The sequence below is a fragment of the Sulfitobacter sp. genome (assembly GCF_041552635.1).
Taxonomy (GTDB): Bacteria; Pseudomonadota; Alphaproteobacteria; order Rhodobacterales; family Rhodobacteraceae; genus Sulfitobacter.
Genome location: NZ_JBFEKM010000062.1, coordinates 1 through 21,004, shown reverse-complemented (window position 1 = coordinate 21,004; position 21,004 = coordinate 1). Strand labels below are relative to the sequence as shown.

Here is a 21,004-nt window from a genome sequence, read left to right as displayed (position 1 = left end):
CGAACACGACCTTCCCCCGTCAGATCCGGATCGCGAAGCGAACCAGATTGCCCGGCTCGAAGATTTGGCGAAAGAGGCTGACCTCGATCCCGAATTCGCCAAGAAGTTTCTGAACTTCATCATCGCTGAAGTCATTCAGCACCACAAACAACATCAATCGTAGGGTGGGTGTAACCCACCACGTCTAAACCCAAAGGAAATACATCATGTCCATGAAAATTCGTCTCGCCCGCGGCGGTTCCAAAAAGCGCCCTTTCTACCGCATCGTTGCTGCCGACAGCCGCATGCCACGCGATGGCCGCTTCATTGAAAAGCTGGGCACCTATAACCCATTGCTGGCCAAAGACAGCGAAGAGCGCGTGAAAATGGACGTCGAGCGCGTTCAGTACTGGATCAGCCAAGGCGCACAGCCAACAGACCGTGTTGCGCGCATGCTCGAAGCTGCTGGCGTGACCCCAAAGACAGAGCGCAACAACCCCAAGAAGGGCACACCCGGCAAGAAAGCCACAGCGCGCGTCGAAGAAAAAGCCGCCAAGGCAACAGCCGCTGCAGAAGCAGCTGCCGCTCCGGCAGAAGAAGCCGCCGCAGAATAATGCGGCGTACCCTGACGCAGCATGGTCTGCGTCAGGGTCACCAACCCTATTTCGGTTGCCAACATCCCTTTACCAATGCTGACGGTCCGATATAGGTTTAGGCTACAGGCCTAGACAGACACCACCGACCGCGCACTTTGCGTGGTTCCCGACAGAAAGCCACTAATGTTTCGCCTACTGCGCCTTTTCGTTATCCTTGGCATCGGGATCGCCATTGGCATCTGGTTCGAACGGTTCTTGATGAAAAGCGAATGCGCCGCCGGTGAAGGTCAATGGACCGGCACAATCTGCCTTAATTCGGAGCTTTTGCAATGAGCGATAAAATCCCGGTTGGGACCATCTCGGGGTCATATGGTGTGCGCGGTGAGCTGCGCATAAAAAGCTATTGCGCCGTTCCCGAAGACATCGAAAACTATAGCCCCCTGACATCACAAGACGGCAGCCGCAGCTTTACGCTTGCCCTTGTCCGCCCTATCAAAAACGGCTTTGTGGCGCGCATGACCGATGTCACCACCAAAGAAGAGGCCGACGCCCTGCGTGGCACACTGCTTTATGCTGATCGCGATCAGCTTCCGTCCTTGCCAGATGATGAATTCTACCATGCTGATCTTTTGGGGCTTGATGTCTATGACACCGGCGGCACCTTGATCGGCAAAGTGAAAACCGTGCAGAACCACGGGGCCGACGACCTGCTGGAAACACAATTGGCGGGCACCTCGGCGACTGTATTTTTGCCCTTCACCAAGGCTGCTGTGCCCACGGTTGACCTGGCCAGCGGTCGCATCATTGCAGACCCGCCAGACGGCATCTTGCCCGAGGGAAAAACCGACGCTGATCCTGAACAAAAAGGGGCGTGATCCTTCGGCAGCCCCACTGCCCACCGCATCACGGAGCGTGTCATGAAGGTGATCTTTCACCCCGGCTTTCACAAAACGGGCACGTCGACTTTGCAGGCCGCATTGCGGGCGAACAAAAGCCGGCTGGTACCCGAGGTTGATGTCATATTGAGCGAAGATATGCCCGGCCTCACCACTGCTGCCAAAAGCTATTCTGTCAGCCGCAAACCCGTCGACCTAGCGCTTGTGATCTATGAGGCCGCACAGGTCGCCGGGCGGATCAATCCACAAACCAACACAACAATCATCACCTCGGAAAGCCTGTGCGGCTACATTCCAGGTCGCAACGGCGTCCAGGACTACAGTGCCGCCCCCCAGCTTTTGACAACCATCAGCGCGGCTTTTCAAGAGGTGCATCCAAACGCCGACCAGACGTTTCTCTTTTCCACTCGCGCGGCTAAGCCTTGGCTGCAAAGCTGCTATGCCCAGCATCTGCGCGCCTCGCGCATGCGCCTGTCCGCCAGTGCCTATGTTAAAAACTACGCGTCCTCTGCCCAGCTGGGCGGTATATTGGCTACGGTAAAATCGACATTGCCGTCTTGCAAAGTGGAATCCGCTCAGATCGAAGACAACGACAAGACCCGGTTGGGGATGCTCGACAACCTGCTGGACCTGACCAACTTGCCCGCCACCAAACGCGCCAGTTTGTCAGCCCCCGACTGGATCAACAAGGCACCGACACCGGCGCAAATGGACGCGTTTCTAGAAATCAACCAATCGGACCTGTCCGACAAGGACGCCCGCGCCGCGCGGCTAAAGCTGAACAAGGACATCGGATAATGCCGCGTCGGATCATCCTGCACACCGGATTTCACAAAACCGGCACGACCAGCATGACCACGACCCTGCGCGCCAACCGGCCCGCGCTGAAAGCACAAGTTGCCATGCGCCTGCCGCCGCAAATGCGCGCGCTGATCAGCGCCACGCGCGGCTATTCCACATGGCGCGACCCGCTGACCCTGATCAAGGCCGAAACCCGGTTTCACGCCTTGCTGGATGGTCTGCCGCCGATGCCACGACGGACGCTGATCATCACATCCGAAGAACTGGGCGGCCACCTGCCCGGACGCGGCGATCTGATGGATTACAGCGCGATGCCGATCATCCTCTATAGCTTTTGGTCCATCGCAAAGCAGAAATTCCCCGCAGCTGACATCCAGATTTACCTGTCGACGCGCAATCAGGCAGATTGGTTGGTGTCGGCCTATTGGCAACACGTCAAATCCTCGTCGATGACGCTTGATCTTGATGATTTTCTTGGCGAATTCCACGCGGCCGGTGATCTGCTGAATATGGTCAATGAAATCGCCAGCCGGGTGTCCTGCCCCACGCATCACTGCGCGCTTGAGGACAGCAAGCACCGCCCTCTTGGTCCGGCCGACCCGCTGCTGGATCTGTGCGATATTCCGCAAGCGGTGCATGATACGTTGCAAGCTGCCCCAGCGGAAAACATCCGCCCCGACATGGCGACTTTGCTGGACTTGCTCGATGTCAACAGAACTGTCAAAGACCCTGAAAAACGTGTCGCCACCAAAAAAGCCATCATGGCAAAGGCCAATATCACATGACCTCTCCAAACCGATCCCATGGTCGCCAATCGGTACGCGCAACGCTAAGCCCGCGCGAATTGATGCAAGACACGCCCGATTACGCGGGCGTCTGGCGGGCCGAAGTGGTCACCCTGTTTCCCGAACTCTTTCCCGGTGTGCTGGGGGCCAGCCTGACGGGCCGCGCCTTGCAAGAAGGCAAGTGGCAATTACGCAGCCATGATTTGCGCGATTACGGCATTGGCAAACACCGCAACGTCGATGACACCCCCGCGGGCGGCGGCGCGGGCATGGTCATGCGCGCCGATGTCGTTGGCCCCGCGATCGAGGCGGCGATGGCGGGTGCGGCTGGCCGCTGGCCGATCTTGTACATGTCCCCGCGCGGGCGGCGTTTTGATCAGGCGATGGCCGCAGATCTGGCCACCTGTTCCGGCGTCACCATGCTTTGTGGCCGGTTCGAGGGCGTGGATGAACGTGTGATCGAACACTACGGCATCACCGAAGTGTCGCTGGGCGATTTCGTCATGACCGGCGGTGAACTTGCCGCGCAGGCGATGATTGACGCCACCGTGCGCCTGCTGCCCGGTGTGCTGGGCAATGCCGATAGCACCGTCGAGGAAAGCCATGCCTCGGGTCTGCTGGAACACCCGCAATACACCCGCCCTGCCGAATGGAATGGACACGAAATTCCCCCCGTCCTGATGTCGGGCAACCACGGCGAAATCGCGAAATGGCGCCAGACTCAGGCCGAAAGGCTGACAGAGCAGCGCCGCCCTGATATGTGGGCGAAATATACGCCCAAACCAAAAGGCAAATCATGACAGACCTAAGCCGCACCCTATACCATGCCCGCATTGACGAACTGCCAAACCCGTATTTCGGCAAAGTCCGCGATTGCTATGATCTGCCCGATGGCCGCCGTATCCTGATATCATCCGACCGGATATCGGCATTTGACCGCATCCTTGCCTCTATCCCGTTCAAGGGTCAGGTGCTGACCCAAACCGCGCGGTTCTGGTTTGATCGCACCGCCGATATCTGCCCCAATCATGTTCTGGAATACCCTGACCCCAATGTGGTGATCGGCAAACGTCTGGATATTCTTCCGATTGAAATCGTTGTCCGCGGGTATCTGGCAGGCTCGACGGGGACCTCTGTGTTGACGCTCTACAAAAAGGGCCAACGCGAGATGTACGGCCACCGCTTTCCGGACGGATTGCGCGATAACGAAGCGTTGCCCCATGCGATCATCACCCCCACGTCCAAGGAATTTGACGGCGGTCATGATGCACCGCTGACCGCGACCGAGATCGTTGACCAAGGCCTGTTGACCCAAGAGAAATGGGACCAGATCAGCGATATCGCCCTGCGCTTGTTTGCGCGCGGTCAGGAAATGGCCGCCAAGAACGGGCTGATCTTGGTCGACACGAAATATGAATTCGGCACTGACGAAGACGGCAACCTGATGCTGGCCGACGAAATCCACACGCCGGACAGCTCGCGGTTCTGGCTGGCCGACGGGTATCAGTCTGCGCTGGAAAACGGCACCCGCCCGCCGTCCTTTGACAAGGACGTGATCCGGTCATGGGTCGACGCGCGGTGTGATCCCTACAAGGATGATATCCCCGAAATTCCCGCCGAACTGATCGAAGCGACATCCCAAGTCTATATCGACGCCTATCAGGCCATTACCGGCCAGAAGTTTGTTCCAAACATGGACGGGGACACGGTGCTGGACCGCATTCGCGCCAATCTGGCCCCTTATTTCAAGGCCTGAGACGCCGATATTAAGGCCTGCGAAATCCTCTTGATCCAAGGGGGCATCCGACCTATACGACGCCTACGTCTGGAATCGCTTTTGCGGCTCCAGCCTTTTCTGCATTTGCAGAAAGCCAAAGCAAAGATGATGCTACCTTCGATGGGCCGCTGCGGCAGGCCCGACAGACAGACCGAAGCTCTGGGATCGCACAAAACTTCGTGGATTAACCGCGAGCATTCATAGGAGAAGCATCAGATGAACCTGATTGCAGAGATCGAGGCGGAACAAATCGCCGAACTGGGCAAAGTGATCCCAGACTTCCGCGCCGGAGACACCATCCGCGTGGGCTTTAAAGTGACCGAAGGTACACGTACCCGCGTTCAGAACTACGAAGGCGTCTGCATTGCACGCAACAACGGCAAAGGTATCGCCGGGTCGTTCACCGTGCGCAAGATTTCCTTTGGTGAAGGCGTAGAACGCGTATTCCCGCTGCACTCGACCAATATCGACAGCATCGAAGTCGTCCGTCGTGGCCGCGTTCGTCGCGCCAAGCTGTATTACCTGCGCAGCCGTCGCGGCAAATCGGCACGGATTGTCGAGAACGCCCATTACAAGCCAAAATCTGGCGCGAACGCGTAAGGAGAGCTGTCATGAAAGCCGATACACACCCCGAATACCACACGATCAACGTCAAACTGACCGACGGTACGATCTTGGAAATGAAATCGACCTACGGCAAAGAAGGCGACCAGCTGGCGTTGGATATTGACCCCTCCGTGCACCCTGCATGGAACGGCGGCACATCCCGCTTGATGGATACCGGCGGCCGCGTGTCCAAATTCAAGAACAAATACGCCGGTCTGGGCTTCTAAACCCACCTGCCGATTGCGAATTGAAAATGGCGCGCCCTTCGGGGCGCGCCATTTTTCCGTGCGAAACGGGTCAAGTGACGTCAGAGCGGCTTTGATCCAAGGTCATATCATTGCCCCCGAACGGCCCGGCCTGCTGAGTGGCAGTCACGACAAAAACGCCAGTTATCCGTGCGCAAACGCTTTCAAAACACCCTTGTCTACCATATGCTTGGCTCTAATGTGGCCCAAGAAAAATCCTTGGGTGAATAAGGGACTTTAGACAATGTCGCATATTATCGTCGTCGGAAACGAAAAAGGCGGGGCGGGGAAATCGACGGTATCGATGCATGTGGCAACGGCGCTGGCCCGAATGGGACACAAAACCAGCGTGCTGGATCTGGACCTGCGCCAGCGCACTTTCGGGCGCTATATCGACAATCGAAAATCATTCCTGAAATCTGCAGAGCTTGACCTGCCGTCGCCGCATATGCACGAATTGCCCGAGATTGACGCGAGCACATTGCAGCCGGGTGAAAACATCTATGACCACCGCCTCAGTGCCGCCGTCGCCGAACTTGAACCCGACAGCGATTTCATTCTGATCGATTGCCCGGGGTCGCACACCCGCCTGAGCCAGGTCGCGCATTCGCTGGCCGATACATTGATCACGCCGCTGAACGACAGCTTTATCGACTTTGATCTGCTGGCCCACATCGACGCGACCGGCGACAAGATCACCGGCCCGTCGGTCTATTCCGAGATGGTCTGGAACGCGCGGCAACTGCGGGCGCAGGCCGGGCTTGCCCCGATCGACTGGATCGTCGTGCGCAACCGTATGGGCGCGCAAAGGATGGTCAACAAGGACAAGATGGAACGCGCGATCAGCAACCTGAGCAAGCGGATCGGTTTCCGCATTGCGCCCGGCTTTAACGAACGGGTGATCTTTCGCGAACTGTTCCCACGAGGCCTAACGTTGCTTGACCTCAAAGATATCGGCGTCAAACAATTGAACATCTCGAATGTGGCCGCGCGCCAGGAATTGCGCGATCTGATGAAGGCCCTGAAACTGCCGGGGGTCGAGATCAACTTCTGATCGGGCCCGAGTTCGGCCCGCGCCGCAGCAGAACGATCATGTTTGATATAAAAAGCGCAACGATCACCAACGCGCCCCCCAGCAACGCATAGGCTCCGGGGTCTTCGCCGATCACCACCCAGACTAGCACGGGGGCCAGCACCGATTCCAGCAGCACCAACAGCCCCACCTCGGCTGAAGTAATATAGCGCGGCCCCAACGCCAAAAAGATCGAACTAAGGACAATCACGCCGCCATGGGCCAGCACCAACGGCGCTTGTGATACGGGCATGTCTAACGGATGGGCAAAAGGCGCGATCAGGCAGGCGACGATCAGATAGGCCATGCCCACCCCCGGCACCATAGATACCGCCCGTGCATGCCGTGCCGCTGTCAGTCCCGCCGCAAACAGCGCCGACACGGCCAAGGCCAGCAGATCGCCAGCAAGGCTGGCATGGGCCGTCTCGCCCGAACCATAGGCGATGATCGCGATCCCGACCAAGACCACGGCGATGGTCACCAGCATTCGGCGGCTGATTGGCTCAGCCAGAAAAATCCGGCTATAGATCGTGGCAAAAATCGGCAGCGACGCAAGAATGAACACCGCATTGGCCACCGACGTCAGGCTGATCGCCATAACAAACAACACGCCACTGAACCCGGTACCGATCATATAAACCGCACCATAGCGACCCATCCGCAACACGGCCCGAAACGGCCCCGTGCCTTGCATCACCAGAATGCCCAAACTGATCGCACCGCCTGCCAGCAGCAGACGCCAAAAGGCAATCGTAAGCGCAGGTGCATCAATCAGCCGGACAAACAGCGAATCCGGCACCACAAAAAGGATGCCCAAAAGCGTGATAACAAGGCCGCGTGCTTGATCCGTCATGCCCAAGCGGTGACCTGTTCGCGCGATCAAGTAAAGCCCGCACGTGACGCGGTGGACAATTTTGCCAGCAACTTGCGCAGTGCATCACGCTCTGCCGCGCCAAGGTCTGCGGTCAGCGCCGCATCATAGCGCTGCGCGATGCCGCGCAGATCAGCATAGGCTGCGTGCCCCGCGGGCGTCAGCGTCAAATGCTCCAACCGACGGTCACCGGCATCCCGCGCACGGGTCACAAAGCGGCGTTCGGTCAATTTTTGCACCGCGCGGCTGATCTTGGTCTTGTGCATCTTGGCGCGCTGGCCAATCTCGCTTGCCGTCAACTGCCCGTACAGCCCCAGGTGAAACAGCACCCGCCATTCCGTGCGCAGCATGCCATAGCGTTCCTTGTAGATTTGTTGGAAGGCCATGCTGCTGGACTCCGCCGCTTGGTTCAGCAGATAGGGCAGGAAATCGGTCAGGTCGAAATTTTCGTCGGGCATCTGAAGGACCACTTGTTAGTTACAAAAACAACTATTACAAACGCAACAGATTTTGCAAGGGAGGCTTTGATGAACCGCCAAGTGACCCCATCCGACCTGACGACAGCCACTAGCCCGATGGGAACCACCCAAGGCTACATGCCCGGTTTCGGCAATGACTTTGAGACCGAAGCCCTGCCCGGTGCCCTGCCCCAAGGCATGAACAGCCCGCAAAAATGCAACTACGGCCTGTATGGCGAACAACTGTCCGGCACGGCCTTCACCGCGCCCAGCCACCAGAACGAACGCACATGGTGTTACCGCATTCGGCCCTCGGTCAAGCATTCGCACCGCTACGAAAAAATCGATCTGCCCTATTGGAAATCCGCGCCGCATATCCCTCAGGATGTCACCAGCCTTGGGCAATACCGCTGGGACCCGGTGCCCCATTCGACCGAAAAACGGACATGGCTGACCGGCATGCGCACCATGACCACCGCAGGCGACGTGAACACCCAAGTCGGCATGGCCAGCCACATATATTTGGTCACCGATAGCATGCTCGACGCTTATTTCTATTCCGCAGATAGCGAGCTGTTGATCGTGCCCCAAGAAGGCCGGTTGCGCTTTTGCACCGAATTGGGCGTGATCGACCTTGAGCCAAAGGAAATTGCGATCATCCCCCGCGGTCTGGTGTACCGCGTCGAAGTCCTCGAAGGCCCAGCGCGCGGGTTTGTCTGCGAAAACTATGGCCAGAAATTCGAACTGCCCGGGCGTGGCCCAATCGGTGCGAACTGCATGGCCAACCGCCGTGATTTCAAAACCCCCGTCGCTGCATTCGAAGACCGCGATGCCCCCTCAACCGTCACGATCAAATGGTGCGGCCAGTTCCACGAGACCAAGATAGGTCATTCACCCTTGGACGTCGTCGCATGGCACGGCAACTATGCGCCCGTGAAATACGACCTGCGCACCTATTGCCCCGTGGGTGCCGTGCTATTCGATCACCCTGACCCGTCGATCTTTACCGTGCTGACTGCGGCATCTGGTGTCGAAGGCACCGCAAACATCGACTTTGTCCTGTTCCGCGAACGCTGGATGGTCGCCGAAGACACCTTCCGCCCGCCATGGTACCACAAAAACGTCATGTCCGAACTGATGGGCAATATCTATGGCCAGTACGATGCCAAGCCCAAAGGGTTCATTCCCGGTGGCATGTCGCTGCACAACATGATGCTGCCCCACGGTCCCGATAAAAACGCCTTTGAAGGCGCGTCAAATGCTGATCTTAAGGCTGATAAACTCGACAACACCATGTCGTTCATGTTTGAAACGCGGTTCCCGCAGCACCTCACTGAATTCGCCGCGAAAGAGGCCCCTTTGCAAGATGATTACATCGACTGCTGGGAAAGCCTTGAGAAAAAGTTCGACGGCACACCGGGTAAAAAGTAACGCTGACGCAAGACTTGCGCAGGCACATTCATTCAAGGACCAACTATGACATTGCTCACCTCATGGGTCGAAAGCGCCAACAGCGCCGACACTGATTTCCCGCTGAACAACCTGCCGTATGGCGTGTTCTCGACCAATGCGCTTGAACCCCGCTGCGGTGTTGCGATTGGCGACATGGTGCTGGATATGGCAGCACTCGAGGCCGAAGATTTGGTCTTGCTGCATTTCGACCCTGTCTTTGACGTGCCCTATTGGAACGATGTGATGGATCTGGGCCCCAAAACTTGGGCAACCTTGCGCGCCCGCCTGACCGAACTGCTGTCTTCAGACAGCCCCGATCAGGCCAAAATCGCGCCGCATCTTGTGCCTATGTCCGACATCCGCCTGCACATGCCGCTGGTGGTCTCGGAATACACCGATTTCTACGCTGGGCGTCACCATGCCACCAATGTGGGCACCATGTTCCGGGGTGCCGAAAATGCGCTGCCGCCCAACTGGCTGCACATCCCCATTGGCTATAACGGCCGCGCCTCAACCGTTGTGGTCTCCGGCACCGATATCCACCGCCCCAATGGCCAGCTGAAAGCCCCTGATGCGGATATGCCCAGCTTTGGCCCCTGCCAACGCCTTGATATCGAACTCGAGATGGGGGCGATTGTCGGAACCTCTACCGACATGGGCGACACCATCAGCGTGGCCGAAGCAGACGAGATGATTTTTGGCTACGTCCTGCTGAACGATTGGTCCGCGCGCGACATTCAGGCGTGGGAATACCAGCCGCTCGGCCCGTTTCAGGCCAAAGCCTTTGCAACGTCGATCTCCCCTTGGATCGTGACGACCGCCGCTCTTGAACCCTTCCGTACCTCGACGCCGGAACGCGAAAAGGAACTGCTCCCCTACCTGCAAGAACCTAAGCCCATGCTCTATGACATCGACCTTTCGGTGCTGATCCAGCCCGAAGGCGGCACGCAACAAGTCCTAGCACGCACCAACTACAACACGATGTATTACTCCGCCCCACAACAGCTGGCGCACCACGCCTCGTCGGGCTGCGCGATGAACGCGGGCGACCTGCTCGGCTCCGGCACCATATCAGGCCCCGAGAAAAACGAACGTGGCAGCCTGCTGGAACTTAGCTGGGGCGGCAAGGAACCCATTACCCTCTCAGACGGCACCACCCGCTGCTTTGTCGAAGACGGCGACACCATGATCCTCACCGGTCATGCCCAAGGCGACGGCTACCGCATCGGTTTCGGGGCCTGCGCCGGCACAATCCTCCCCGCGAAACCATTGACCTAAGCCCGCTTTATTTTACCAAATAAACTCCCGCCGGAGGCATCCCAGATCGCCCCGCGCACCGGCGTCCAAAAAGGAAAACAAATGTCCAAGAAATTCGCCTCCCAAGGGGACATGACCGAAAAGAAAATATCCTTCACCGAAGTCGGCAAAGACCTTTGGGCCTTCACCGCCGAAGGCGACCCCAACTCGGGTGTGATTATCGGCGATGACAGCGTCATGATCATCGAGGCCCAAGCGACCCCGCGTCTGGCCAACAAAGTCATCGAAAAGGTCCGCGAAGTCACCGACAAGCCGATCTCCCATGTCGTGTTGACCCACTACCACGCCGTGCGTGTTCTGGGTGCCTCAGCCTTCAACGCTGATCAGATCATTATGTCCGAAATGGCACGCGGCATGGTCAATGAGCGCGGCCAAGAAGACTGGGACAGCGAATTTCAACGCTTCCCCCGCCTGTTCGAGGGCCACGAATCGATCCCCGGCCTGACCTACCCCACCACCACCTTCAACGACCGCATGACCGTCTACCTCGGCAACCGTCGCGTTGACCTGATGCACTTGGGCCGGGCCCACACCGCTGGCGATATCGTCGTCCATGTCCCTGATGAAAACGTCATGTTCACCGGTGACATCGTCGAATACCATTCTGCGTGCTACTGCGGCGACGGCTATTTCGCCGACTGGGGCACCACGCTGGACGCGATCAAAGCTTACGATGTGGCTGCCATCGCGCCGGGCCGCGGCGATGCGCTCGTCGGCACCGAAATGGTGAACAAAGCCATCGAAAACACCCGTGATTTCGTCGAAAGCACCTACCGCCCCGCCGCCCGCGTCGCCGCGCGCAACGGCACGCTCAAAGACGCATGGGATGCCGTGCGCGCCGAATGTGACCCGAAATTCGCCGACTACGCGATCTACGAACATTGCCTGCCCTTCAACGTCGCCCGCGCCTATGACGAAGCCCGCGGCATCAGCCACCCCCGCATCTGGACCGATAAACGCGACATCGAGATGTGGGAACAACTGCAAAGCTGAGACTGATTATGGCCTACGACTACGCCCCTTTCCCCTATACGCCACCGCCCGGCCTGACCCAGTCCGAGGCACGCCACCAAGTCGTTATCGTCGGCGCGGGTCCCATCGGGCTAGCAATGGCAATTGATCTGGCACAACGGGGCATCGCGTCGGTCGTGTTGGACGATAACAACGTGGTGTCGGTCGGGTCGCGCGCAATCTGCTGGGCGAAACGCACGCTCGAGATCTTTGACCGTCTGGGCGTCGGGGAACGGATGCTGGAAAAAGGTGTGACATGGAAAGTCGGGCGTAACTTCCACGGCAATGAACAGGTCTACGCCTTCGACCTGCTGCCCGAACCCGGCCACAAATACCCGGCTTTCATCAACCTTCAGCAATACTATGTCGAACAATACCTCGCTGAGCGTGCCCAAGATTTCCCTGATCTGATCGACCTGCGCTTCCTAAACAAGGTCACCAATCACACCGACCATGGCGACCATGTCACCCTCGACATCACCACGCCCGATGGCGACTACACGCTAAAGACCGACTATTATATCGCATGTGACGGGGCAGGGTCGGCCACGCGCACCCGCATGGATCTGCCGTTCGAAGGTCAAACCTTCGAGGAACATTTCCTGATCGTTGACGTCGAAATGGAAACCTCGCCCTTTGGCAATCACGACACGCCTGAACGGTGGTTCTGGTTCAACCCTCCCTTCCACAACGGCCAATCCGCACTGCTGCATAAACAACCTGACAACATCTACCGCATCGACCTGCAATTGGGGCCGGAAACTGACCCGAAGGAAGAAGCCACCGAAGCCAAAGTCATCCCCCGTATCAAAGCCATCGTCGGTGACACGCCTTTCCGCCTCGACTGGATGAGCGTCTATAAATTCCGATGTGCCAAGCTGGACCGTTTTGTGCACAACCGCGTGATCTTTGTCGGTGACAGCGCCCATGTGGTCAGCCCATTTGGCGCGCGCGGCGGCAACGGCGGCATTCAGGATGTGGACAACCTTGGTTGGAAACTCAGCGCTATCCTCAAGGGTGACGCCCCCACCACCCTGATCGAAAGCTATAATGTTGAACGTGTCCATGGCTCTGCCGAAAACATCCTGAATTCATCGCGCGCTACGAACTTCATGACTCCCAAATCTCCAATCGAAGCCCTCTTCCGCGACGCAGTCCTCACCCTCGCCGCCGCCCACCCCTTTGCGCGCAAACTGATCAACTCGGGCCGCCTGTCCAAACCTTGCGACCTTTCGGTCTCTTCTCTTCAAACGCCAGGCGATGCCCCGATACGCCCCGGTTTTTCGATGACCGATGCCCCCTTGGCTGGCCCCGATGGTCCGACATGGCTGACAGATGTGGCGCAAGGGGCCTTCACTCTCCTGACCGCCAGCACCAAAGCGCTGCCTGATATCGACGGGGTCAACCGCATCGGGATCAACCAATCCGCGGATTACCCTTGCTATCATTCCGTCAATGGCCACTTCGAAACCCGTTATGGCACAGATAAAATCTACCTCCTGCGCCCCGATGGCCATGTCTGCGCTGTGTTCGATACACCCGACACCGACCCCATCATCGCCGCCCGCAACCGCGCACTTGGAGCCATCACATGATCCTTGACGACAAGCTTGGAATTCAGGCTGATGCCTTTTACAACGCCCTGATGGACAGCCACGCAGGCCTCACCGACGCCCAAAGCCATGCGCTCAACGCGCGCCTCGTCCTGATCCTTGCCAACGAAATCGGTGATCTCGCAAAACTGGAAGACCTGCTTGCCACAGCACGCAAGGTCGGTCCAACCGACTTCTCTGGCTCTTAAATATCCCCGCCGGAGGCACGCATCTGTCTCCGGCAGATGCAAAATATGATGCAGTACGCGAGTGCTGCAATTTTCACGCCCGCCTCTGTGCCGATCCAAGCAGGGCGCGGCGTCACCGATGTGGGCTCGGGGTGGCACGGCGCGCCAAAATCCGAGCGCGACCAGAATAGCGACAGTTAAGAGGCCAAACCCGCCATCATCATGCCGTTATAACTCCAGACAATGGGTTGACGCATGGGGTGCCTATGATTGACACTCTTTCAGGGATGCTGAGTGAAAGCTCGGCAAATAATCGCAGAATAACTGCGTCACCACATGATGCGCCAAATCTCCGGCGCAAAAGTTGCGATCCATCCGACGCTCGGACCGGACCGCACCCACAGAGAGGAAGAATATGAGTTTTTTGACCCGCACCGGTAACCCCCTGCCTAAATCCATTCTGGATTCTGCCGAAGCTGCCAAGAAAGACCCGGTCAACCGCCGCGAGTTTCTGGCCTTGGCCAGCGCCTTTGGTGCGACGACCGCCACCGCCTATGCAATGATTGGCATGCCTGCACCGGCACATGCTGCGGCCCACAAGGAAGGCGGCACCGTGCGGATGCAAATGGAAGTGCGCGCGCTGAAAGATCCGCGGACCTATGACTGGTCGCAGATCGCCAACTTCTCGCGCGGCTGGCTGGAATATCTTGCGATCTGGGAAAACGACGGCACATTCACCCCTGCCCTACTGGAAAGCTGGGATATCAACGATGATGCCACAGAATATACACTGAACGTGCGCAAGGGCGTCACCTGGAACGACGGCACACCGTTCACAGCGGCTGATGTCGCGCGCAACATCGAAGGCTGGTGCGATAAATCCGTCGAAGGTAACTCGATGGCGGGCCGTTTTGCGACCTTGATCGACGAAGCCAGCGGCAAGGCCATCGAAGGGTCGATCGTCGTTGTTGACGACCACACCGTCAAGCTGATGCTGCCCCTGCCCGACATCACATTGATCCCCGGCATGGCAGACTATCCGGCGGCAATCGTGCCCGAAGGATTTGACGCAGAAACCATGCTGGACAACCCGGTCGGCACCGGGGCCTACCTGCCAGAATCGCTTGAAGTTGGCGTAAAAGGCGTGCTGGTCAAGAACCCTGATCACACATGGTGGGGCACCGAAGTTTACGGCGGACCCTACATCGACCGGCTTGAATATATCGACTATGGCACAGACCCATCAGCCTTTGTCGCTGCCGCTGAAGCCGATGAAATCGACGCCACATACTCGATCGAGGGCGAATTCATCGACGTTTTCAGCACGCTGGACGGGTGGAACGAAAACTCCATCGCGACAGCTGCGACGATTGTTATCCGCCCAAACCAGCTTGCCGAAGTGGATGGCATGAAACCCTATGCGGATGCGCGCGTACGCCAAGCCATTAGCATGGCCGTCGACAATGCGGTCTTGCTGGAACTTGGCTATGCCGGACGCGGTCTTGTGGCCGAAAACCACCATGTTGGCCCGATGCATCCTGAATACGCTGAACTGCCACCGCGCAAAGTCGATCCAGCCGCCGCCAAGGCGCTGATGGAAGAAGCAGGCATGGCTGATTTCGAACACGAGCTGTTCTCGATCGACGATGCATGGCGTAAAGACACCACCGATGCCGTCGCAGCCCAACTGCGGGACGCAGGCATCAAGGTCAAACGGACAATCCTGCCCGGATCGACGTTCTGGAACGACTGGACGAAATACCCGTTTTCGTCAACCAACTGGAACGCGCGGCCTTTGGGCGTGCAAATCTGGGCGCTGGCCTATCGGTCTGGTGAGGCGTGGAACGAATTTGGCTGGTCCAATGCTGAATTCGATGCCTTGCTGACCAAGGCACTATCGGTCGCCGACGTGGAAAAGCGCCGCGAACTAATGGCCGAAGGCGAAGCAATGATCCAAAGCGAGGGCGTGACGATCCAGCCTTATTGGCGGTCGCTCTATAACCACACCAAAGAGGGTCTGGTTGGCGCGGGCCACCACATCGGGTTCGAATATCACCCGGCGCGTATGGCTTGGACCATGTAATCCGACCCACATAAACCGGCGAAAGGGCTGCGCATCGCGCGGCCCTTTTTGCATTTAATCGTCAAAGATCAAGCCCAACAACGGCGAGGGCTGCCAAAGCGTGGCATCCACATCCTCAAGCTTTGCCAACCTGTCGCGCAGGTTGGTTTCGCCCATTTGCCGCGCCCGCGCGGTTAGGTCCGGTAGCCCCAGTTTATAAAGTGCCAACAAATCCAGCCCTTCGAGGGTCAGCCCGTCTTGTAACAGACCCGCAGACGCGTTGATCACCCCAGCGATGACCGCATCAGCGGCAGCTGCTTCGGTCATCGGGATCGGGTCAATCCCGGCAAAGCGCGCCTCCTCAATGATCATGTCCTCCATCAGCGGATCAATCACCGCGCCGCCGCCCCCCGGATAGCGATACCAGCCCACCCCGACGGATCGCCCCAAGCGCCCCTCGTGCACCATGCGATCCGCGACCAACAGATCTGTGCCGCTGGCCCTGCGTCGGGCAAATGCCACGTCCAACCCGATATGATCCTGGGCTTTCAGAACCCCTTGCGCGAACCCTGCATCTTCCAGCGCTTCGTCCAGTTCCCAAGGGGTTATGCCGACCAGCAACAACCGGTCTAAAAGGGAAATCGCTGCATCCTGCAATTGGTGCCCGCCAAAGTCGTGCATACGGGTTGTCGTCGCATAGCGCGCCTGCAAGTGTTCCAGAAAACCCGTAGCCTTTATGCGGGCATCAGGCGAGGCATCCCCAAAAGCGACCTCGGCAAAACGCGGGTCCAGCACGTCCATTGCAATGCTGCGCGCCGGATCTGGCACCGTGGCAAGGGCCTGCGGGCCGTCCAGAACCGCGATCAACGCTGTGGCGGGTGCCATCTGCGCGTCAGACGCATGACACAGGAACAGATCGCATCTCTCGACCATCTGGGTAGACACGGTAAAACGGCCCCCCGGCACGCGCCGCCCGAGCACATCATGCACGCGGTCGGCATCGCTTGGATCTGGTTCAATCACGGTGACGCGCATCTGCGCTTTAGACATGGCTGCAATCAGATCGGCGGTGCTGATGCCCAGATCATATAACACGACATGAGGTGAGGCTTGCGCAGTCACCCTTCGGCTGCATCCAGAAAATGGCGTTTGCGGATCACACCCAGCAGATCATTCAGCGACGTCTTGACCGGCCGGTTTGATGTGTTGATCTGCGCATCGGCGCGCTCATAAAGCGGCTTTCGCGTGTCGAGCAGGTTTTTCAACTGGGTCATCGCCGCTGGGTTGCCCTCCATCGGGCGAACATCGCCTTGGGCGCGGACCCGCTGCATATATTCCGAGGGGCTAGTATGGATCCAAATGGTGTGAAACTGCTGCAACAGCCGCGCGTAGGTCGCAGGTTCTGCGACGATCCCACCCGCGACGGCCAGTATCATCCGGTCATGGGCCACACTGACGCGCTCAAGCGCATCTGCTTCCATCTCGCGGTACCCTTCCTGACCATAAAGCGCCATCACCTCGGCAATCGGCATGCCGCTTTCGGCTTCGATCTCTTCGTTCAGCTCGACAAAAGGCAGGTCCAGCGCGGCCCCTGCCAATTTGCCCAAGGTAGATTTCCCCGCCCCGCGCAGCCCGATCAGACAAATGCGACCAGCACGCATCATCACGGGGCTTTGCGGTGACAGCAAACCACGCACCTGCTGCTGGACGTCCATACTGGCGTTGCTGAACAGACAGGCCACACGTTCGACATCACGGCTCCAAGGGGCGCGCTCGGCCAGCAGCGTTTCGACCTTCAGGTCCAGCGCCTGCGCCACCCTTTGCAGCAAAATAACCGATATATTGCCCTCGCCTGCCTCGAGCTGGGCCAGATAGCGCGGCGATACGCCCGACATTTCAGACAGCACCCGCCGTGGCAGCCCGCGCGCCTTGCGCGCCTCGCGGACACGTACGGCCAAGCGTTTAATCAGGTCTGCGCCCGGATCTATGGGGTGGGCCGTCTCTGACATGGGCCGCTCCTTGATGTACAATAATGCAAAATTATAGGTTCACCCGAAAGGATCAACAAAATTCTGCAAAAAAAATGCACTATTTCGCGCGGATCAGCGGCTCGATCACTTCGCGAATACGTTCCGGGGCCGGTATGCTTTTGAACACGTCGGCTTGGGTAAACACGCAGGTAAAACTGCCCGTGAAACACAGCACCTCGTTTTGATAGGCTTTCATCCCAAAGGTGATGGATTTCTCACCTAAACGGGTTGGATATGTCTCGCACATCAGGCGGTGACGCGGGGTGACAGGGCTGCGGAAATCCATCGACAGGTTCACAAAAGGCGTGCCCATGTTGCGGTCAATTTTCATCTGGAACCAACCTTCGCCGTCAAAGTGTTCTTCCCACCAAGCGTTGATCGCATCCAGCGCAAACCATGGCAGGCGGGCGGTATAGGCGATTTGCGCGGGGTCGCAATCGCCCCAGGTTACGCGGATTTCATGCACAAAAGGCGTGTCGGTCATTCAGTAGGTTTCCACATGATAGCGGCCGTCTTCACGCATGGCGTCGCGCAGGGTTGCCCATTGCTGCCCCATGCTTTCGGCGATTGAAGTCATCGCCTTTTCAACACCTTCCTCCATGCCCCGCAACCCGCAGATATAAATATAAGTGCTGTCACTGGCCAAGAGTTCCGCAACGGAATCCTGTTCGGCGATGATGCGGTCCTGAACGTATTCCTTGTCTTTACCCGCCTCGCGGCTGAACACCAGATGCTGTTTCATCAGGCCATCCGGCACCTTTTTGAGAGGTCCGAAATACGGCAGGCTTTTGGGGGCGCGCGCGCCAAAGAACATGGTCATGCCGCCCGTCGCTCCGCTGCGTTGGCGCTGCATGGTGAACGCGCGCATGGGCGCTGACCCTGTGCCGGTGCAGATCAACAGCAGATGCGCCTGCGGGTCGCTGGGCATCAGGAATGTCGCGCCAAACGGTCCAGTCACCTCGACCTCTGCCCCGGTCTCGAGATCACATAGGAAGTTCGAGGCAAGGCCCTGCGCCTCGCGTTTCACGGTAAGCGAGATGTTATGATAACCCGGCCGTTCGCCATCGCGCGGGCTGGATATCGAATAAAGCCGTGGCAGATGGGCCTTGCCCTCGGCATCGGTGCCGGGGGGAATGATACCCACGGATTGCCCTTCAAGCACGGGAAACGGCAACGCGCCGGGATCAAGAATGATGTGGCGCACATCGTGTTCAGGATCGTCGGTCAGACGGTAATTACCCTGCACCTTCATCTTGGCAGGCTTGCCAAGGTTATACATATTCACTGCGGGCTTGCTGGCTGTTGCCGGGGCCTTGGCCTTGCCGCCTGCGCCCTTATGCGCCTCTGCCAAAAGCGCGGCGATGGGATCGATTTCGTCGCCCGAAGGTGTTGCGACCTCGATATCCTCTTGGTCGGGCAGTTCGTCCATCTCGTATTGCTGTTCCAGCGTGTACGGTGTGTCGACCACGCGCCATTCATCAATCGACCCTGTGGGGCAGACCGGAATGCAATCCATGCAGAAATTACAGGTGTCGAAATTCACTACAACATTGTTGTCGTCATGTTCGATCGCGCCCACAGGGCAGGTCATTTCGCAGGTATAACACCGGATGCAAATCTCGGGGTCGATAAGGTGCTGTTTGACGGGCTGGTTCATGGCGACTGCTCCTGCGGCTTATGTGCGGATGGGCGGACCAAAGCCCACCCATCTTTGTTATCTGCGTAGGGTGGGTATAACCCACCGCGCCCTTTAGGCCATGTGCAACTTTACATACTCAAAATCGCCCGGCTTGTTATCGATGCCGACTTTGGGGGCGGCGATCCAGCTGGCGTATTGTCCCGGCTCATAGCAGGGCACCATCAGCGACTGGATGTAATCGCCATCGGCCTTTGTCGGCAGCCATTCGTCCTTGCGTTTGTGCCACTCGTCGCTCGAGATGATGTTGCCATCGGGGTCAACCGCTACGGCGCTGAACACACCGATCTGACGGTGGAAACCTTCGTGCGGCATCTTGAAGGCGAAATCAACGCCAGCCTTGGCAATCTGCTTGTTCCAGCGACCAACACCACCGGCTGCATCACGCACATAGTCATCCCGCAAACGCATGTTGATCGCGGTCAGGGCTGGGACGTCTTCGGTGACGATCTTGCCTTCCTTGACCGAAGTCACGGCATAGGTGTCGTTTTGCAGCTTGTGATCATCGTCGATCCGCTGCTCCATATAGCGGCCTTTGATGCCGTAGTTGAACGCGTTGGCGGCGTTGGTGGACACTTCCTGACCGAACAGGTCCAGCGACAACGTATAGTGCAGGTTCAGCTTTTTCTGGATCGTGGGCAGGTCGATGACGCCAAGATCGCGGATTTTGTTGATGTCATAGGGGTCTGTGATGCCCGCCTTGTTCATCGCCTCAAGCGTCGCCTGAATGGTACGGCCCACGCCGGTTTCGCCGACAAACATGTGGTGCGCTTCTTCGGTCAGCATGAAACGGCAGGTGCGCGACAGCGGGTCAAAACCGGACTGAGCCAACGATTCCAACTGCATCTTGCCGTCACGGTCGGTGAAATAGGTGAACATGAAGAAGGACAGCCAATCCGGCGTTTCTTCGTTAAAGGCACCCAACATACGTGGGCTGTCTTCGGACCCCGACGACCGTACCAGCAGATCATCCGCTTCTTCACGGCCATCACGACCGAAATACTTTTGCAGCAGATAGACCATCGCCCACAGGTGACGGCCCTCTTCGACATTCACCTGAAACAGGTTGCGCATGTCATAAAGGCTTGGTGCGGTCAGCCCAAGGAAACGCTGCTGTTCGACGGAACCCGGCTCTGTATCGCCTTGGATCACGATCAGGCGTTTCAGCATATTGCGGTATTCGCCGGGCACTTCTTGCCACGCGGGTTCACCGAAATGTTCACCCATCGGGATTTTGCGATCTTCAACTGCGGGGGCCAGCAGAACACCCCAACGGTACTCCGGCATCTTCACGTAATCGAACTTTGCCCAGCCTTTGGGGTCAACAGAGACGGCCGTGCGCAGATAAACCATGGATTCCTGAAAGTTCTGCGGGATCAGGTCATTCCACCAGTTGATGTAGCCGGGGTGCCATTTTTCCAGCGCCTTTAGCACTTTCTTGTCCTGGCTCAGGTTCACGTTATTCGGGATCTGGGTGTCGTAGCTTACGTTGATCAGGTCGAGCATTGGTTTTCTCCTCGTGGGGTCAAAATCTTTGAAGATTTTGGGACGGATTTTTCGAAAAATCCGG

At 58.0% G+C, this 21,004-nt stretch carries 25 protein-coding genes; 18 read left to right on the top strand and 7 right to left on the bottom strand.

The annotated features are described in order from the left end of the window. From ABYT07_RS09350 to ABYT07_RS09300, 11 genes are all read left to right on the top strand, one after another. Positions 1 to 163, top strand: a 163-nt coding sequence (locus tag ABYT07_RS09350; protein ID WP_372991112.1) for a chorismate mutase, incomplete at its 5' end; no start/stop codon positions are given. A gap of 43 nt (positions 164 to 206) precedes the next feature. After that, positions 207 to 593, top strand: a complete 387-nt coding sequence (gene rpsP, locus ABYT07_RS09345; protein ID WP_372991110.1) for a 30S ribosomal protein S16 — start codon at positions 207 to 209, stop codon at positions 591 to 593. Between the two features lie 165 nt (positions 594 to 758). Next, complete coding sequence (locus tag ABYT07_RS09340; RefSeq protein ID WP_372991108.1) at positions 759 to 908, top strand: hypothetical protein; 150 nt, start codon at positions 759 to 761, stop codon at positions 906 to 908. Beyond that, positions 905 to 1,450: a ribosome maturation factor RimM gene (gene rimM / locus ABYT07_RS09335; RefSeq protein ID WP_372991107.1), complete on the top strand. Its 546-nt coding sequence runs from the start codon at positions 905 to 907 to the stop codon at positions 1,448 to 1,450. Before ABYT07_RS09340 ends, rimM begins: the two co-directional genes overlap by 4 nt. Positions 1,451 to 1,492: 42 nt before the next feature. After that, positions 1,493 to 2,269: a hypothetical protein gene (locus tag ABYT07_RS09330; RefSeq protein ID WP_372991106.1), complete on the top strand. Its 777-nt coding sequence runs from the start codon at positions 1,493 to 1,495 to the stop codon at positions 2,267 to 2,269. Continuing rightward, complete coding sequence (locus ABYT07_RS09325) at positions 2,269 to 3,057, top strand: hypothetical protein (protein WP_372991104.1); 789 nt, start codon at positions 2,269 to 2,271, stop codon at positions 3,055 to 3,057. Before ABYT07_RS09330 ends, ABYT07_RS09325 begins: the two co-directional genes overlap by 1 nt. Continuing rightward, positions 3,054 to 3,857 carry a tRNA (guanosine(37)-N1)-methyltransferase TrmD gene (gene trmD / locus ABYT07_RS09320; protein WP_372991103.1) on the top strand — a complete coding sequence of 268 codons (804 nt, stop codon included), beginning with the start codon at positions 3,054 to 3,056 and terminating at the stop codon, positions 3,855 to 3,857. The genes ABYT07_RS09325 and trmD overlap by 4 nt, the downstream gene beginning before the upstream one ends. Then, positions 3,854 to 4,813, top strand: coding sequence for a phosphoribosylaminoimidazolesuccinocarboxamide synthase (locus ABYT07_RS09315; RefSeq protein WP_372991101.1), 960 nt, complete (start codon positions 3,854 to 3,856; stop codon positions 4,811 to 4,813). Before trmD ends, ABYT07_RS09315 begins: the two co-directional genes overlap by 4 nt. Before the next feature lie 237 nt (positions 4,814 to 5,050). Continuing rightward, positions 5,051 to 5,434 (top strand): 50S ribosomal protein L19, encoded by a 384-nt coding sequence (gene rplS, locus ABYT07_RS09310; RefSeq protein WP_372991100.1) that lies wholly within the window; start codon positions 5,051 to 5,053, stop codon positions 5,432 to 5,434. Positions 5,435 to 5,445: 11 nt separating this feature from the next. Continuing rightward, positions 5,446 to 5,667 (top strand): 50S ribosomal protein L31, encoded by a 222-nt coding sequence (gene rpmE / locus ABYT07_RS09305; RefSeq protein ID WP_372991099.1) that lies wholly within the window; start codon positions 5,446 to 5,448, stop codon positions 5,665 to 5,667. A 262-nt stretch (positions 5,668 to 5,929) separates the two neighbouring features. After that, positions 5,930 to 6,739: a division plane positioning ATPase MipZ gene (locus ABYT07_RS09300; RefSeq protein ID WP_372991098.1), complete on the top strand. Its 810-nt coding sequence runs from the start codon at positions 5,930 to 5,932 to the stop codon at positions 6,737 to 6,739. Here ABYT07_RS09300 and ABYT07_RS09295 read toward each other — a convergent pair. Next, positions 6,729 to 7,610: a DMT family transporter gene (locus ABYT07_RS09295; RefSeq protein ID WP_372991097.1), complete on the bottom strand. Its 882-nt coding sequence runs from the start codon at positions 7,608 to 7,610 to the stop codon at positions 6,729 to 6,731. The two genes, ABYT07_RS09300 and ABYT07_RS09295, sit on opposite strands and share 11 nt — an antisense overlap. Before the next feature lie 26 nt (positions 7,611 to 7,636). Next, positions 7,637 to 8,086, bottom strand: coding sequence for a MarR family winged helix-turn-helix transcriptional regulator (locus ABYT07_RS09290; RefSeq protein ID WP_372991096.1), 450 nt, complete (start codon positions 8,084 to 8,086; stop codon positions 7,637 to 7,639). A 69-nt stretch (positions 8,087 to 8,155) separates the two neighbouring features. On the opposite strand from ABYT07_RS09290, the gene hmgA reads away from it, so the two are divergent. From hmgA to ABYT07_RS09255, 7 genes are all read left to right on the top strand, one after another. Further along, entirely contained in the window at positions 8,156 to 9,517 is a 1,362-nt protein-coding gene (gene hmgA, locus ABYT07_RS09285; protein WP_372991094.1) for a homogentisate 1,2-dioxygenase, read from the top strand. A gap of 45 nt (positions 9,518 to 9,562) precedes the next feature. Beyond that, positions 9,563 to 10,816, top strand: a complete 1,254-nt coding sequence (gene fahA / locus ABYT07_RS09280) for a fumarylacetoacetase (RefSeq protein ID WP_372991093.1) — start codon at positions 9,563 to 9,565, stop codon at positions 10,814 to 10,816. Positions 10,817 to 10,897: 81 nt separating this feature from the next. Then, positions 10,898 to 11,848, top strand: coding sequence for an MBL fold metallo-hydrolase (locus tag ABYT07_RS09275; RefSeq protein WP_372991092.1), 951 nt, complete (start codon positions 10,898 to 10,900; stop codon positions 11,846 to 11,848). A gap of 8 nt (positions 11,849 to 11,856) precedes the next feature. After that, positions 11,857 to 13,461, top strand: coding sequence for an FAD-dependent oxidoreductase (locus ABYT07_RS09270; protein ID WP_372991090.1), 1,605 nt, complete (start codon positions 11,857 to 11,859; stop codon positions 13,459 to 13,461). Continuing rightward, complete coding sequence (locus tag ABYT07_RS09265) at positions 13,458 to 13,667, top strand: DUF2783 domain-containing protein (protein WP_372991089.1); 210 nt, start codon at positions 13,458 to 13,460, stop codon at positions 13,665 to 13,667. Before ABYT07_RS09270 ends, ABYT07_RS09265 begins: the two co-directional genes overlap by 4 nt. Positions 13,668 to 13,712: 45 nt before the next feature. Beyond that, positions 13,713 to 13,847 (top strand): hypothetical protein, encoded by a 135-nt coding sequence (locus ABYT07_RS09260; protein ID WP_372991087.1) that lies wholly within the window; start codon positions 13,713 to 13,715, stop codon positions 13,845 to 13,847. Between the two features lie 214 nt (positions 13,848 to 14,061). Then, a complete protein-coding gene (locus ABYT07_RS09255) occupies positions 14,062 to 15,729 on the top strand; it encodes an ABC transporter substrate-binding protein (RefSeq protein WP_372991085.1) in 1,668 nt (555 codons plus the stop codon). Between the two features lie 54 nt (positions 15,730 to 15,783). Here ABYT07_RS09255 and ABYT07_RS09250 read toward each other — a convergent pair whose 3' ends face one another. The 5 genes from ABYT07_RS09250 to boxB all read right to left on the bottom strand — a co-directional run bounded on the left by ABYT07_RS09250 (position 15,784) and on the right by boxB (position 20,940). Then, complete coding sequence (locus ABYT07_RS09250) at positions 15,784 to 16,830, bottom strand: 3-hydroxyacyl-CoA dehydrogenase family protein (protein WP_372991083.1); 1,047 nt, start codon at positions 16,828 to 16,830, stop codon at positions 15,784 to 15,786. Next, positions 16,827 to 17,717: a helix-turn-helix transcriptional regulator gene (locus tag ABYT07_RS09245; protein WP_372991081.1), complete on the bottom strand. Its 891-nt coding sequence runs from the start codon at positions 17,715 to 17,717 to the stop codon at positions 16,827 to 16,829. The genes ABYT07_RS09250 and ABYT07_RS09245 overlap by 4 nt, the downstream gene beginning before the upstream one ends. A gap of 79 nt (positions 17,718 to 17,796) precedes the next feature. Then, positions 17,797 to 18,222: an acyl-CoA thioesterase gene (locus tag ABYT07_RS09240; protein ID WP_372991079.1), complete on the bottom strand. Its 426-nt coding sequence runs from the start codon at positions 18,220 to 18,222 to the stop codon at positions 17,797 to 17,799. Further along, on the bottom strand, positions 18,223 to 19,395 hold the full coding sequence (gene boxA / locus ABYT07_RS09235; RefSeq protein WP_372991078.1) for a benzoyl-CoA 2,3-epoxidase subunit BoxA: 1,173 nt from the start codon (positions 19,393 to 19,395) through the stop codon (positions 18,223 to 18,225). A gap of 93 nt (positions 19,396 to 19,488) precedes the next feature. Further along, positions 19,489 to 20,940, bottom strand: a complete 1,452-nt coding sequence (gene boxB / locus ABYT07_RS09230; protein WP_372991076.1) for a benzoyl-CoA 2,3-epoxidase subunit BoxB — start codon at positions 20,938 to 20,940, stop codon at positions 19,489 to 19,491. Positions 20,941 to 21,004 lie beyond the last annotated feature (64 nt).